This window comes from Psychromonas hadalis ATCC BAA-638, assembly GCF_000420245.1.
GTDB classification, from domain to species: domain Bacteria; phylum Pseudomonadota; class Gammaproteobacteria; order Enterobacterales; family Psychromonadaceae; genus Psychromonas; species Psychromonas hadalis.
Window position 1 is genome coordinate 1 of the sequence record NZ_ATUO01000102.1, and the last position, 14,043, is coordinate 14,043.

A 14,043-nucleotide genomic window follows, 5' to 3' on the forward strand; every position below is an offset into this window, starting at 1 on the left:
TTTTAAAAACAAAATCGCAAGTAATGTTGAAGCCAATCCTTAGGTGATGATGATTTTGTTGAAAAATATCAATTAATGCTTGATGATCTGAGTGGTGATATATCTGAGATCCCTTTAAAGCAACGTCGTATTTCTCCTCAGCCTTTGTTACAATACGAGCAGGAAGCAATTATTAATGCCTACTGTTCAGGTGGTTATACGCAAAAGCAAATTGGTGATTTTTTCGGTTTGCATTATTCACAAATTAGTCGAATTGTAGCAAAATACAAGACCTGACCCTATTCGGATAAATCCAATGCCTAAAATAAAAGTACTTATTTGTACTGGCTTTCACAGAAGCGCTACCTCCGCCACTGCTAATTATTTAAATAATGCCGGCCTAGATTTAGGTTCAAATTTAATGGTCGGTAATATTAGTAACGTTAAAGGACATTTTGAAGACTGGGACGCTGTTTTATTGCATGATGAACAGCTGGTCGATAGTACAACAAGTTGGCAGTTTCATGATGAATGCGAATTAAGCCCTGAGCCAAACTTTCTTTCTGGCTATATTAAACAACGCAGTGAGCAGAATTTACCATGGGGAGTAAAAGATCCTCGTGCTTGCTTATTTTTAAATGAATGGAAAAAGGCATTAGGTGATAGTGGGTACTACCTTTTTGTTGTTAGACACTGGAGTAGTTGCATTGAGTCTCTTTTACATCGCCATAGCCGTGATTTAGCATATGCCTTACCGGAGTTGGATAGAGATTCTATAGGGGCTCAGTTTTGGATTCAACCTGAGTTGGCCGCCAAAATGTGGTTGGCTTATAACAAGCGTTTAGTTAAATTTGCAAAAGAAAACTCTGATTTAACTTTAGTTGTCACTCAACGTGCGGTGTTTGAAGGTGTGCCCATTATTGAAACTATTAATAACAAATTTGGTTTTGACCTAGACGAAAATGTTGAATCACCATTTGATGCCTCTTTATTTAGAGATAAAGCGAGCAAAACTGTTTTCTCTCAATTATCACGCTCGCTACAAGTTAAATTAAACGCAGTTTGGGCTGAACTACTCGATCTTGTTACTTTTAAATCTGATGATGAATCACCAATTATTGTGGCTGAATTCATTGATAATGAGCTCTCTGAGCTTGTGACTACACAAATAGAAAAAATTGTAGTTGAATCTTTAAGTAATGTAACTGAGTCTGTTGAAACCGATAAGCAAAGTACCGTTCCATATACGAAATGGCAAACTGATCTGAGCGAGCTAGCGGAACCTGCTGAGGTGGTGAGTTACCTTGATAAAACGCCAGCAAAGATGATTAATGAAATTGAACCTAATAATTGGCTCGCTATTGTTGATGGTCAATTTTCATTAAATGGGCAGGTGTTACTATCAATTGCTAAGCTATCAATGAGAATGAAAAAATATGAGTTAGCGATTAATTATTTTCAAAAAGCAGTTTCTGTTGGGGTTTATTTTCCCTATGTTGATATGATGATAGCGCAATGTAAGCAAGCACTTGAGCAATGTAAAGAAGCTGAATTTTTCTTTAATAAGGCGATTAAAGCTAACCCGAATAATCCAGTGTTTTACACAAACTATGCAAAGTTATTGGTGACTCTTAGACGTACTCAAGAAGCGAAGCAACAATTTGAATTAGGTATGAAAAAGGGGCCTAATCAGCCTTTTTGCTTGGTTGCGTATTGTGATTTTTTATCTAAAGAAAGTGAGCTAAATAAAGCTATTTTTATTGCTGAGCAGTTTATTATAGAAAAAGAGCATCCGTCAGTGCAAAACCTATTGGCCCGTTTGAGGCTTCAGCAAAATGCTGAGTCAGGTAAGCAATATTATAGATCGCAGGTGGCTGATAAATTGAAAGATAAAGATACTATCGATTGGTTGGCTAAAAGTTGCTTACTTATTGATTCCAGTATCGCAGAGCAAGACTTTATAAACCGTTGTTTAGGCCATTGGAAACTGTTAAATGATAAATAAACTCCTCTATTCTCTTCGGTTTAAACTTCGAAAAATAGATTGGCTAGCGCGCTTCTACCGACAATATATTCTTCGTATTCCTTTTGACTCTGAAATGTTTGTTGCTGAATATACACAGGTGAAAAATAGTAACGATCTTGCGCTATCGTTATTGCCACTTGTTGTATTTAATTGCTTGGGATTAAAATCGTCAGATAAAAGTTTGGATGTCCAGTTTTTATTGTGATATATCTGAAATCCCTTTAAAGCAACGTCGTATTTCTCCTCAGCCCTTGTTACAATACGAGCAGGAAGCCAATAGCCAGCATGAAGCAATTATTAATGCCTACCGTTCAGGTGGTTATACACAAAAGAAAATGGGTGATTTTTCCGGTTTGCATTATTCACAAATTAGTCGAATTGTAGCAAAATACAAGACCTGACCCTATTCGCATGCTATTCGCACGGTTAATTGTCCCTAGTGTTTCAGATAGAATTTTTAATGAGTAGAAAAATGATAAATAGATTTAAAAAAACGTTAACTAAGCAAAAAACACAGCTGATGACCATTGATAAAAGTAATTATATTGGACGAGTTGATGAAATGTTCTTGCCACTAGTGCGTGGCTGGGCCGGTTGTAAGGATAGTACTGAGGTGCACTGGGTTAAAATCACTAAAGGTGAAGAGTGCCAAGTGGTGTTAGCGAACCAATCTCGTGCCGACGTCCTTAAAGCTGGTTTGTTAATGTATGAAAATTGCGGATTTAGTGCCAAATTTTCAGATAATAATATCGCTCAAGCGCATATCGAAATATTAGTGTCTGTTAAGCCTGTATCTCATAGTCAACCGAATTATAAAAATCGTAAACTGTTTTTATTGCATATTCCTAAAACCGCAGGCAGCTCGGTAAATCTCAGCTTGCAAAATCAGTTAAAGGCAGAGCCAACCTATACCCATATTGAAGGGGTACCTGACAGCTGGCAGAAGTTGTTAGATGCTCGTTTTTTGTCAGGACATATCACTTATCCGGTCTATGAAAAATCGTTTGCATCGGCTAATTTTATTCTTGCTGCATTTTTTCGGCAGCCTTATCGGCATTTGGTTTCACATCTAAATTGGGTGCGGCACCTAATGGAGCCAGAAAAGAAAGAATTTTTATTAAGTCACCCTTTGGTAGTACAGCAGATAGCGGATAAATTATCTGCTTTGAATTTTACTTCCATTGCTACTTGGCAGCAGTTTGTTAAACAGCTACAACCTGTACAGTATGGTTTATTTGATAACTTACAGGTTCGATATTTAGCCGACATAAAACCGTCAGAAAGGGTCAATGAACAGCATTTAAAACAAGCGTTAAGCCGCTTGAAAAACATTCAGTTAGTGGGTATCGCTGAAAAGTTTAATGAATCAATGGCGGTTATTCACCAAGCGATGGGCTTTGATGCGCCAGTTGAGCGAAATGTTCGTAGTAATGTGAATAGTTTTAGTTATGGTGCAGATTCTTCAGATGTTGATTTTCAACAAGCGGTTGAGCCTTTAGTTAAATTTGATCGACTTTTATATCAACAGGCATTACTGCAATTTTCACAACAACAGATCAAGTTTGCACAAGGGTAATCGTGTGAAATTAAAGCAAATATTGTCATATAAGACCAAGCAAAGACTTAAAAATCTTAAACCGCTATATGCGTTGTATCATCGTTTTGTTGCCTGGAAAATGACTAAGGCGCGTTATAATCCGTATACACATTGGGTAAACCATATTGAACCGCATTTGTGGCAAGCGGTTGTTGATGATCAACAAATGCTTATCTCTATTGTTGTGCCTATTTATAACCCGCCAAAAAACTTTTTGAAAAAATGTGTCGATTCGGTACTGGCGCAAACCTACGACAATTGGCAATTGGTACTGGTTGATGATGCATCGACCGATGTTCGGGTAAAACGTTACTTGAAAACCTTGTCTGACCCTAGAATTAAGGTCATTTATGCGAAACAAAATGGTCATATTAGCCAAGCGACGAATATGGGTATTGAGGTGTGTGAAGGGGATTTTATTGCTTTGTTAGATCACGATGATTTATTGGCGCCACAAGCCTTAAATGAAGTAGTGGCGGCTATAGTAGCTAATCCAAACTGGCAATGGTTATACAGCGACGAAGATTTTATTAATGAAAGCGGTGCACGTGTTGCTCCGCATTTTAAATCTGATTGGAATCCCTACTTACTACATGCGCATAACTATATAACGCATTTCTCTGTTTATAAGTCTGATTTATTAAAAACACTTAAAGGCTGTCGGCTTGGTTTTGAGGGCGCTCAAGATTATGATCTTGCTTTACGTACTTCAGAAATTGTACAGGCTTCTCAAATTGGCCATATCACAAAAATACTTTACCATTGGCGTATGCATGCAGAGTCTACAGCTTTAAATAGTGATGCAAAATCTTATACTGTTGCCTTAGGTAAAAAAGCCTTAACTGAACATCTGCAGCGTAAATCTATTAGCGCGGTTGTTGACTTTGGCAATCTAGATAATTATTTTCATGTTCAATATAAGCCTAAGCAGTGGCCTAAGGTTTCAATTGTTATTCCTACTCGTGACCATAAATCGGTACTTGAAACCTGTGTTTCAAGTTTATTGTCTAAAACAGATTACCCCGATTATGAAATTGTTATTATGGACAATCAAACATCAGATATTGATGCATTAAGTTATTTGTCTGCGATAAATAACTTAAAAAATATAAATGTTTTTAAGCACGATAAAGTTTTTAATTATTCTGAGATAAATAATGTAGCCGTAGATAAAGCGAGTGGTGACGTTGTTGTTTTATTAAATAATGATACCGAGGTGATTAATGCGTCTTGGTTAAAAGAGTTAGTTGGTTTGGCGATGCAAGCTGATGTTGGTTGTGTTGGTGCTAAGTTATTATACCCTGATCAAAGTATTCAACATGCAGGCATTGTGATGGGCTTAGGTGGTTACGCTGCTCACTCTCATCGTCGCACGCCCGAAGGTTCAAATGGCTATTTTAATCGGCCTCATATAAACCAAGTCATGTCAGGTGTCACAGGCGCTTGTTTAGCTATCCGTAAAGAAACTTATCAATCAGTTGGTGGGTTAGATGAGAAGTATAAAGTTGCTTATAACGATGTTGATTTTTGTTTAAAGGTAAAAGACGCAGGTTTTTATAACGTATATTGTGCTCATGCCCAGTTATACCATTATGAATCAAAAACACGTGGCGATGACGCTGAAACTGCTGAAAAAGTGCAGCGTTTTGATAAAGAAAAAGGCTTTTTACTAGAACGCTGGCACGCAGAAATTGAACACGATCCCTATTACAGCCCGCACTTAACTCGAGATGCTGAAGATTTTACTATACGGTTGAGGTATTGAGAGAAAGACACAAGGGGAAAAGGGCTCGATTTCGGCCAAATGAACGCCGGAATGGCGGTTAATGGGTTTTGGTGCATTATCTAATAAGTGGATGCCGTCAGGTTCAGGTCTTGAGTTTTTCGTTTTATTTAATTCGTTAATTTGGAAAAGTGTGCTGAGGTCAAGTCTTGTATTTTGAATATTGACTCAATCTAAACTAGGTTTGTTATATCAATATCTATTTTAGGTTACTGTGATGAGTCGTCCTTTACGTTTAGAGTTTTCAGGTGTGCTTTATCATATAATACCAATTCGCCTGTTTTTACTGCTTTAAATTACTAATGCCTGCATTGCATTTAATCGTAATAGCCTGCTATTACTCAATCATGTGGCTTGACCTTAGTAATTTACCTTGCGTAAAGCCTGATCATTATATTAAGCAGAATGGTATAACTTCACGCGATAATGAGTGTAGTGGTATAGTAATTTTGGCCACTTAGTTTAGTTAGAGGTGATATATTTTGAAGATGGTGATTTTGTTGAAAAATATCTGTTAATGCTTGATGATCTGAGTAGTGATATATCTGAGATTCCTTTGAAGCAATGTCGCCTCTTTCCTCAACCATTGGTGCAATGCGAATAGGAAGCTAATAGCTAGCATAAAGCAGTTTTTAATACTTACCGTTCAGATAGTTATATACAAATAAAATCAGTGATTTTTTTGGTTTACATTATGCACAAATTAGTCTGATTGTAACAAAATACAGACCTTATTTGGATATTTATTTACTTAACTATTTGAATAGTAGAGGTTCTCTACTAAGGTAGAGAGACTATTGTGAAAAGGGAGGTTCAATGCAAATTTTACATCATGGTGCAGTTAACGGAGTGACTGGCTCCTGTCATCAGTTACTGATTAATTCTGAAAATAGTTTGTTAGTGGATTGTGGTTTATTTCAAGGCGCTGAAACTTCTGGTCGGGGTGATGATGATTTATTGAGTATCGAGTTCGATATTTCCTCTGTTCAAGCATTACTCGTTACGCACTGTCATATTGACCATGTTGGTCGTATTCCTTATTTACTTGCTGCTGGATTTAGTGGCCCTATTATAACGACTGAAGCATCGGCTGCTTTATTGCCGATGGTGATTGAAGATGCTTTGAAGGTTGGTGTAACACGTAATCGTTCTATTATTACTGCGTGTTTATCACGTTTGAAAAAGCAACTCGTCGCAGTGCCTTATAAAAAGTGGTTCAATGTGCGTTTGCAAGGTGCTGTTAAAGCAAAAGTAAAATTTCAACCCGCAGGACATATTCTTGGCTCGGCTTATATCGAAATAGATGTTAAACCTATCAATGAAAAGTCTAAACGCATTGTCTTCTCTGGCGATCTTGGTGCAACTTATTCCCCTTTGTTAGCTTCCCCTAAAAGTCCTTATAAAGCTGATATTGTTGTTATTGAAAGTACCTATGGTGATAAAAACCATCAAGGTAGAAAAGATCGCGCTAAAAGCTTACAAAGGGTGCTTGAAAAGGCTGTTGCCGATAATGGGGTGGTGATTATTCCTGCTTTTAGTATTGGTCGTACTCAAGAATTGTTATATGAACTTGAGCAAATAGTAGGGCGCGCTAAATTTAATAAGCTTTCTGATATTGAGGTGATTGTTGATTCTCCGATGGCCGCTAAGTTTACGAAGCATTATCAAACATTTCAAGCCCTCTGGGATGCAGAAGCTAAACGTCGTGTTAAACAAGGCCGTCAGCCTTTAAACTTTGATAGTTTGTATACGGTGGATACACATGATGAGCACATGCAAACGATTGAATATTTAGTTAAGCGTAATAAACCCGCGATTGTCATTGCTGCCAGTGGTATGTGTAGTGGTGGTCGTGTGGTGAATTATCTGAAACGGTTTATTAGCGAGCCCACGGCTGATGTTTTATTTGTAGGTTATCAAGCACAAGGAACATTAGGGCGAGATATTCAAAAATATGGCCCCCGTGGTGGTTATGTTTATATTGAGGGACAGAAATTGGATGTTAAGGCCGGGGTTTTTACTATCTCGGGTTATTCTGCTCATGCTGACCAATCTAATTTGGTTAATTTTGTTAAGCGTATTCGCCACAAACCAGAGAAGGTCATTATTGTGCATGGTGATGCTGATGCGAAAAATGCACTTAAAGCGAAATTAGAGCGGGAAGGGATAAAGGCAGTTATCGGGCGGTAAGACGTTTAGGAAGGTGAAAAATAAGCTAGCAGTTAGTTCAAAACCAAAAGTCAAAAGCGATTCACACGAAGGCACGAAGGAAAAGGAAGTTAAAAATAAGCTGTTAGTTATTCGGCTTTCATTTTTTAGTCAATTCAATAGCAGATAGTAGACATAATGATAAAACTACAAAACCTCACTAAATATTACCCCTCTGATTTGGGTAAGCAGTATATTTTTAGAGATATTAACTTCACCATTCCAGAAGGGCGAAATATTGGTATTTTGGGCTCTAATGGTGCGGGTAAATCTACGCTGTTCCGTATTTTAGCGGGCAGTGAATACCCTAATAAAGGTAAAGTGGTTACTGATAAATCTATCTCTTGGCCTGTGGCATTAGCAACGGGTATTCACCCGCAAATGACCGGTCGTGAAAACACCCGTTTTATTGGTCGTGTTAATGGGGTTGCAGATTTAGATGAGTATGAAGATAAGGTGAAAGATTTTGCTGAATTAGGGATAAAATATGATTTGCCTGTATGCACTTACTCAAGTGGTATGCGTTCACGCCTTGCGTTTGGTTGTTGTATTGCGATTGATTTTGAAATATATCTGATTGATGAAGCAACTTCTGTTGGCGATCAAAAGTTTCGTAAAAAAGCACGTCAAGCGCTCTTAGATAAAAGTAAAATAGCAAATGTAATCATGGTCAGTCATGATATTAAAGAGATTGAAGAGTTTTGTGACAGTGCAATTATTTTACATGAAGGAGAGCTTGCTTTTTATCCTGATCTGCAGGAGGCGATACAAATTTACAAGGGATTATAAGTTTGAAAGCTTTAAGCGGAAAGGTGAGAATGTGATAAAGTTCCAATTGATGTGAAGCTGACAGTTTAAGGTCGATTTTTTGCTCATTGGCTTGCACTGTTGGGCGGATTATCTTTTTCATTGCTTTGAGGATACATACGATTTATGAGCCTGCCTATTTTCTACTCTTCACAAGGATTACAGTCTTTGACTTTATCTATTGAAGTGCTTTCATCAGCTTGTATTGATAAGGAGTATTCTGATCAGCAGCGCGCTTATTTGTGCCGTGCATTTGCGGATAGTTATCAGCAGTTATTAATAGGTTTTAAAAGATACCTAAATTTACATGGTTTTGTGGTGTGTTCTTCTAAAAGTATTTTACAGGCTGCATTTAAGGAAAAGTTTATATTGAGTGAAGAGTATGAAACTTTACTTAAAGCCATTGATTTTTCAAAAGTGTTAGCAGGCAGTTACGATGATGAAATGGTATTATCACTTGAGCTGTTAATTGAAGCCGAATATGCGCCTACTGTTATCGATATTACTAAACGAATGGGTGTACAAACATCATAATTCACTGCCCAATTAATGAAAAAAATTCTATGTTATCGCTTTGTTTTTTCAATATGTTCAATTGAATGATTAACTAATAGAATTCATTGATGCATAATTCATATTAACTCTATCATGTAATCGCAAAGGAAAATCATGAACAAAAATAGATTAACTCACCTGAAAGCCTTAGAGGCTGAGTCAATTCAAATTATGCGCGAAGTGGCTGCAGAATTTGATAATCCAGTAATGCTTTATTCAGTTGGTAAAGATTCTTCGGTTCTTTTACATTTAGCACGTAAAGCTTTTTATCCAGGAAAGCTTCCCTTTCCTTTATTGCATGTTGATACGAATTGGAAGTTTAAAGAGATGATTGCGTTCCGCGATAAGGTAGCGGAAAAATATGACCTTGACCTGATTGTTCATAAAAACCCTCGGGGCATCGAAATGGGTATTAGCCCGTTTGAACATGGTAGTGCAAAACACACTGATATTATGAAAACAGAAGGTTTAAAACAAGCATTAGATAAATATGGCTTTGATGCCGCTTTTGGGGGGGCACGTCGTGATGAAGAGAAGTCCCGTGCTAAAGAGCGTGTTTACTCTTTTCGTGATAAAAAGCATCGTTGGGATCCTAAAAATCAACGTCCTGAGCTGTGGAATATCTACAACTCTAACGTTGATCGTGGTGAAAGTATTCGTGTATTCCCTCTTTCTAACTGGACTGAACTTGATATTTGGCAGTACATCTATCAAGAAGGTATTGAGATGGTGCCACTCTATTTTGCTGCAGAGCGCCCCGTTGTGGAACGTGATGGAGCGTTGATCATGGTTGATGATGAGCGTATGCCAATCGAGGAGGGGGAAGAGGTGAAGATGAAGATGGTGCGTTTCCGCACATTGGGTTGCTATCCATTAACGGGCGCTGTTGAGTCTCAAGCTACGACATTACCTGAAATTATTCAAGAGATGTTATTAACTAAGACATCTGAGCGCCAAGGCCGCGTTATCGATAATGATTCAGCTGGCTCAATGGAGAAGAAAAAGATGGAAGGGTATTTCTAAGCGAAGCTTAGAAAAGAAGCTTTCGGCTATCGGCTATCGGCTGCCAGCTATCAGTACTTCAACTTATCGAGAACGCTTATGAATTTTGAAAAGTTAGAGGTATGGAAAAGGTCTGCACGTTTATCAGCAGAGTTGTATAAGACAACTGCAGATTTACGAGATTATGGTTTTAGAGATCAGCTGACTCGCTCTGGTTTATCAGTGCCGAGTAATATTGCGGAAGGTATGACACGAAGTAGTAATAAAGAAAAAATACATTTTTTGGATATTGCTCGCTCATCGTTAGCGGAAGCAAGAACACAAATTTACATCGGTATTGATATTGGTTATTTACCCTCTGTTAAAGGTAAAGCTTGGTGAGAAGAAACGCATCATATTTCAATGATGCTTACAGGTTTAATCAAAACAATAGCGGTTAACGAATAGTTTTTCTGACAGCTGACAGCTGACAGCTGACAGCTAATAGCTGAAGGCTAACTGTTTAAAGGAATTTAAAATGTCGAATGATAAAAGTTTATTAGCGACGGATATCGAAGAATATCTGCGCGTACATGAAAACAAAGATATGATACGTTTTATCACTTGTGGTAGCGTAGATGATGGTAAATCAACACTGATTGGCCGTCTGTTATACGATAGTAAAATGATTTTTGAAGATCAAATGGCTGCTATCAAAAAAGATTCTAAAAAGTTCAATACGACCGATAATGCCTTCGATCTGGCGTTATTAGTTGATGGTCTTCAATCAGAGCGTGAGCAGGGTATTACTATTGATGTTGCTTACCGTTATTTTGCGACTGAGAAACGTAAGTTTATTATTGCTGATACGCCTGGGCATGAGCAATATACACGTAATATGGCCACCGGTGCATCTACTTGTGATTTAGCGATTATTTTGATTGATGCGCGTCATGGCGTACAAGTGCAAACACGTCGCCACTCTTACATCTGTTCATTGCTCGGTATCAAACACGTAATTGTTGCTGTAAATAAAATGGATGCGGTTGATTACGACCAGAACGTTTACAAAAAAATAAAAAATGATTACCGTGAGTTTGCTAAGCAATTAAATATCGCTGATGTGCGTTTTGTGCCAATTTCAGCATTAAAAGGCGACAACGTAGTAAATGAAAGTGCGAATATGCCTTGGTATCCTGGCTCTCCATTAATGCGTTTATTAGATACAGTACAAATTAATAACGACACCAACGAACAGTTCCGTTTTCCTGTGCAATATGTCAATCGTCCGAATCTGAATTTCCGAGGTTTTGCAGGTACCATTGCATCGGGTGAGATTCGTGTGGGTGATACCATTGAAGCACTGCCTTCAGGTAAGCAAAGTAAAGTGAAAGAGATAGTCACTTTTGATGGCAACATTGAGTCTGCATTCGAAGGGATGGCAATTACGCTAACGCTGGAAGATGAAATTGATATTAGCCGTGGTGATATGATTGTACGTCCACATGAAAAACCTGAATCAAGCAAGAACTTTGTTGCTGATGTGGTTTGGATGGATGAGAATGCATTGCATGTTGACCGTGAATATATCGTTAAAGTTGGTACTAACTCTACGGTTGGCTCTGTGATTGCTATCAACTCTAAAACTGATGTAAACACCATGGAACAAACTGCCGCAAGCCAACTTGATTTGAATGAGATCGGTAGCTGTAATTTTGAAGTGGCTGAAGAGGTGCAGTTTGATGCATATAATGAAAACCGTGCAACGGGTGCATTCATTATTATCGACCGCTTAACTAATGCAACGGTAGGAGCGGGTATGATTCGCGGTTCTATTGAGGCGGTTAAAAACAACCAAGAACACGCTTATAGTGCGTTTGAAGTTGAATTTAATACATTAGTTCGCAAGCACTTCCCGCACTGGGAAGCAAAGGATGTAACAAAGCTGTAAGGCTATAAGGCTGTAAGGCAAGTTCTGCTTTCCAGCCTTCCTGCTTTAAGCTTCTGGGCTTTTATGACTTTTCAATCTTATTTTGTACTTGCTATTTTTATTATCACCATCGCAGGTTTAATTAAATATCAACAACGACCAAGTTTAGTGTTTGGTATTACGTTATTGGTGTTGTTTGCCACGCAGATGGTCTCTACTGAGCAAGTGATTAAAAGTATCTCTAATCAAGGTTTATTAACATTAATTTTATTAATGTTATGTTCTATTGCGTTAGAAAAAACGCGCCTGCTACGTCTTGTCGCGATGAACGTTATTAGGCCAAGTTATAAAGTAACTTGGATGCGTTTATTTGGTTTTACTGTGCTTTCATCTGCATTACTTAATAATACCGCGGTTGTGTCAACTATGTTGGCCCCCATACGTAGCAACCCTCATCACTCTGCAAGTAAGTTATTGATCCCGCTCTCCTACGCTGCAATATTAGGCGGTACGCTTACACTGGTTGGTACCTCCACGAACTTAATTGTAAATAGCTTAGTGCTAGATGCGAATTTGCCGTCACTTGGTTTTTTTGATTTTACTTTAGTTGGGCTTTGCTTGGTGGTGGTATGTGGGATCACTTTACGTTTATTTAGCTACCTATTGCCAGATATAAATATAAATAGTGCAATTGATGAGTCCTATTTTATCGAAGCTAAAATTAGCCCTGAATCGAGTTTAGTGGGGAAAACAGTGGAGAAAAATGGCTTGCGTCACCTGCAATCTCTGTTTTTAGTGGAAATAATGCGTGGTGATGTGCTGTTAAAGGCTGTTGCGCCTACAGAGGTTTTACAAGCAAATGATAAACTTATTTTCAGTGGTGACATTTCAAAAGTAAGCCAGCTTTATCTGTTTGATGGTTTATCTATTTTTGCTGAAAATAGTGGACTTTCAATCGATAATTTACGTGAGGTGGTGGTGCGTCCAGAGAGTATCTTGATAGGTAACACCTTAAAATCAGTGGGTTTTCGCTCACTGTTTGATGCTGCTGTTGTTGCTATTAAGCGCGATGGTGAAAAAGTATCGGGGAAAATGGGGCGATTAAAAATACAGCCCGGTGATTTTTTAGTGTTAGCGGTTGGGGAAGACTTTAAATCTCGTCGCAATATTCGCAAAAACTTTATTTTACTTTCTGATGTAGAGTTAGACTCGCGCCTCTCTGGTAAAAAAGAGTGGCTTGCTGTTGTTGGTTTTTTGACTGCTATTATTTTAGCTGCTGTCGGTATTATCCCGCTTTTTAAAGCTGTTCTATTGTTGCTTGGTATCTTGTTATTAACGGGCTGTTTTAGTACCAATGAGTTGTTACGCCGTTTCCCTATCGATATATGGGTTATCATATCCTCAGCAATTGTCCTTTCTTATGCTTTAAAAAACAGTGGTGTTATTGATGCATTTAATTTGTTTATTACTGAAAATAGTGATGCCTTTAGCCCGCTGGTTGCATTAATTGCTATCTATATTATTACTTGGCTACTTACGGAGTTAGTGACCAATAATGCGGCTGCTGCGTTAGTTTTTCCTATTGCATATGGTTTAGCAACGAGTATTGATGTCAACCCAATGGCGTTTATTATGGCCGTTGCTTTTGGTGCGAGCGCAAGTTTTATTAGTCCCTACGGATACCAAACAAACTTAATGGTATTTAATGCGGGACAGTATAAGTTGAATGATTTTATTAAAATTGGTGTCCCTGTGAGTATTGCCTATAGCATCACAGCAGTGACTATGATTGTGGTTGTTTTTGGATTATAGAAGAGAAGTTGTCAACGGTCAGCGTCTTACTGACAGGGCAATAATACAAGTTAAGTACAGTTAACCACCAATCCAGTGATTTTTCTTGATTGAAGGAATTAGTCTCTATTTATATAAATGAAAACATGCAGGACTAAAGTCCCACTTCCCAAAAGTAAGCTAATTATTCATCGGAAGTGGGACTTTAGTCCTGCCTTTTGATGCTTGAATTAACAACTGACCAGAAAGTAAACTCATTCTGTTTGTTTTAAACCCGTTTGCCCTGTCTTACTGATAACTGTTTTTAAAAGAGAATATTATGAATAGTCCTTATAGAGAAAAAAAAGTGGATGGTGAAAAATCATCAGATGTTGTTTGGCATCAAG

The 14,043-nt window shown here is 37.9% G+C and carries 12 protein-coding genes; all 12 read left to right on the forward strand.

Annotated features, from left to right (window positions below; all coding sequences use genetic code 11):
• The first annotated feature begins 295 nt into the window (after positions 1 to 295).
• The 12 genes from G322_RS0112660 to G322_RS0112715 all read left to right on the forward strand — a co-directional run bounded on the left by G322_RS0112660 (position 296) and on the right by G322_RS0112715 (position 13,678).
• Entirely contained in the window at positions 296 to 1,984 is a 1,689-nt protein-coding gene (locus G322_RS0112660; RefSeq protein ID WP_022942135.1) for a tetratricopeptide repeat protein, read from the forward strand.
• Complete coding sequence (locus G322_RS0112665; protein ID WP_022942136.1) at positions 1,974 to 2,210, forward strand: hypothetical protein; 237 nt, start codon at positions 1,974 to 1,976, stop codon at positions 2,208 to 2,210. Before G322_RS0112660 ends, G322_RS0112665 begins: the two co-directional genes overlap by 11 nt.
• Complete coding sequence (locus G322_RS0112670) at positions 2,191 to 2,406, forward strand: hypothetical protein (RefSeq protein ID WP_022942137.1); 216 nt, start codon at positions 2,191 to 2,193, stop codon at positions 2,404 to 2,406. The genes G322_RS0112665 and G322_RS0112670 overlap by 20 nt, the downstream gene beginning before the upstream one ends.
• A 71-nt stretch (positions 2,407 to 2,477) precedes the next feature.
• Complete coding sequence (locus tag G322_RS0112675; protein ID WP_022942138.1) at positions 2,478 to 3,581, forward strand: hypothetical protein; 1,104 nt, start codon at positions 2,478 to 2,480, stop codon at positions 3,579 to 3,581.
• 4 nt (positions 3,582 to 3,585) lie between these two features.
• The gene (locus tag G322_RS20720; RefSeq protein WP_022942139.1) at positions 3,586 to 5,367 is read left to right on the forward strand and encodes a glycosyltransferase family 2 protein; all 1,782 of its coding nucleotides are present in this window, start codon (positions 3,586 to 3,588) and stop codon (positions 5,365 to 5,367) included.
• Between the two features lie 834 nt (positions 5,368 to 6,201).
• Entirely contained in the window at positions 6,202 to 7,575 is a 1,374-nt protein-coding gene (locus tag G322_RS0112685) for an MBL fold metallo-hydrolase RNA specificity domain-containing protein (protein ID WP_022942140.1), read from the forward strand.
• Between the two features lie 156 nt (positions 7,576 to 7,731).
• Positions 7,732 to 8,382, forward strand: coding sequence for an ABC transporter ATP-binding protein (locus G322_RS0112690; protein WP_022942141.1), 651 nt, complete (start codon positions 7,732 to 7,734; stop codon positions 8,380 to 8,382).
• 144 nt (positions 8,383 to 8,526) lie between these two features.
• Positions 8,527 to 8,934: a hypothetical protein gene (locus G322_RS0112695; RefSeq protein ID WP_022942142.1), complete on the forward strand. Its 408-nt coding sequence runs from the start codon at positions 8,527 to 8,529 to the stop codon at positions 8,932 to 8,934.
• 135 nt (positions 8,935 to 9,069) lie between these two features.
• Positions 9,070 to 9,978, forward strand: coding sequence for a sulfate adenylyltransferase subunit CysD (gene cysD, locus G322_RS0112700; RefSeq protein ID WP_022942143.1), 909 nt, complete (start codon positions 9,070 to 9,072; stop codon positions 9,976 to 9,978).
• A gap of 78 nt (positions 9,979 to 10,056) precedes the next feature.
• Positions 10,057 to 10,338 carry a four helix bundle protein gene (locus G322_RS21825; protein WP_051143766.1) on the forward strand — a complete coding sequence of 94 codons (282 nt, stop codon included), beginning with the start codon at positions 10,057 to 10,059 and terminating at the stop codon, positions 10,336 to 10,338.
• A gap of 136 nt (positions 10,339 to 10,474) precedes the next feature.
• Positions 10,475 to 11,887, forward strand: a complete 1,413-nt coding sequence (cysN, locus tag G322_RS0112710) for a sulfate adenylyltransferase subunit CysN (RefSeq protein WP_022942144.1) — start codon at positions 10,475 to 10,477, stop codon at positions 11,885 to 11,887.
• Positions 11,888 to 11,950: 63 nt separating this feature from the next.
• Positions 11,951 to 13,678 (forward strand): SLC13 family permease, encoded by a 1,728-nt coding sequence (locus tag G322_RS0112715; protein WP_022942145.1) that lies wholly within the window; start codon positions 11,951 to 11,953, stop codon positions 13,676 to 13,678.
• Positions 13,679 to 14,043: the final 365 nt, after the last annotated feature.

Bases quoted from the DNA above. Each gene is read 5' to 3' on its own strand.
- cysD (WP_022942143.1), top strand. From the start codon at position 9,070: ATGAACAAAAATAGATTAACTCACCTGAAAGCCTTAGAGGCTGAGTCA.
- G322_RS0112695 (WP_022942142.1), top strand. From the start codon at position 8,527: ATGAGCCTGCCTATTTTCTACTCTTCACAAGGATTACAGTCTTTGACT.
- G322_RS0112690 (WP_022942141.1), top strand. From the start codon at position 7,732: ATGATAAAACTACAAAACCTCACTAAATATTACCCCTCTGATTTGGGT.
- G322_RS0112660 (WP_022942135.1), top strand. From the start codon at position 296: ATGCCTAAAATAAAAGTACTTATTTGTACTGGCTTTCACAGAAGCGCT.
- G322_RS0112715 (WP_022942145.1), top strand. From the start codon at position 11,951: ATGACTTTTCAATCTTATTTTGTACTTGCTATTTTTATTATCACCATC.
- G322_RS21825 (WP_051143766.1), top strand. From the start codon at position 10,057: ATGAATTTTGAAAAGTTAGAGGTATGGAAAAGGTCTGCACGTTTATCA.
- G322_RS0112675 (WP_022942138.1), top strand. From the start codon at position 2,478: ATGATAAATAGATTTAAAAAAACGTTAACTAAGCAAAAAACACAGCTG.
- G322_RS0112685 (WP_022942140.1), top strand. From the start codon at position 6,202: ATGCAAATTTTACATCATGGTGCAGTTAACGGAGTGACTGGCTCCTGT.
- cysN (WP_022942144.1), top strand. From the start codon at position 10,475: ATGTCGAATGATAAAAGTTTATTAGCGACGGATATCGAAGAATATCTG.
- G322_RS0112670 (WP_022942137.1), top strand. From the start codon at position 2,191: ATGTCCAGTTTTTATTGTGATATATCTGAAATCCCTTTAAAGCAACGT.
- G322_RS0112665 (WP_022942136.1), top strand. From the start codon at position 1,974: ATGATAAATAAACTCCTCTATTCTCTTCGGTTTAAACTTCGAAAAATA.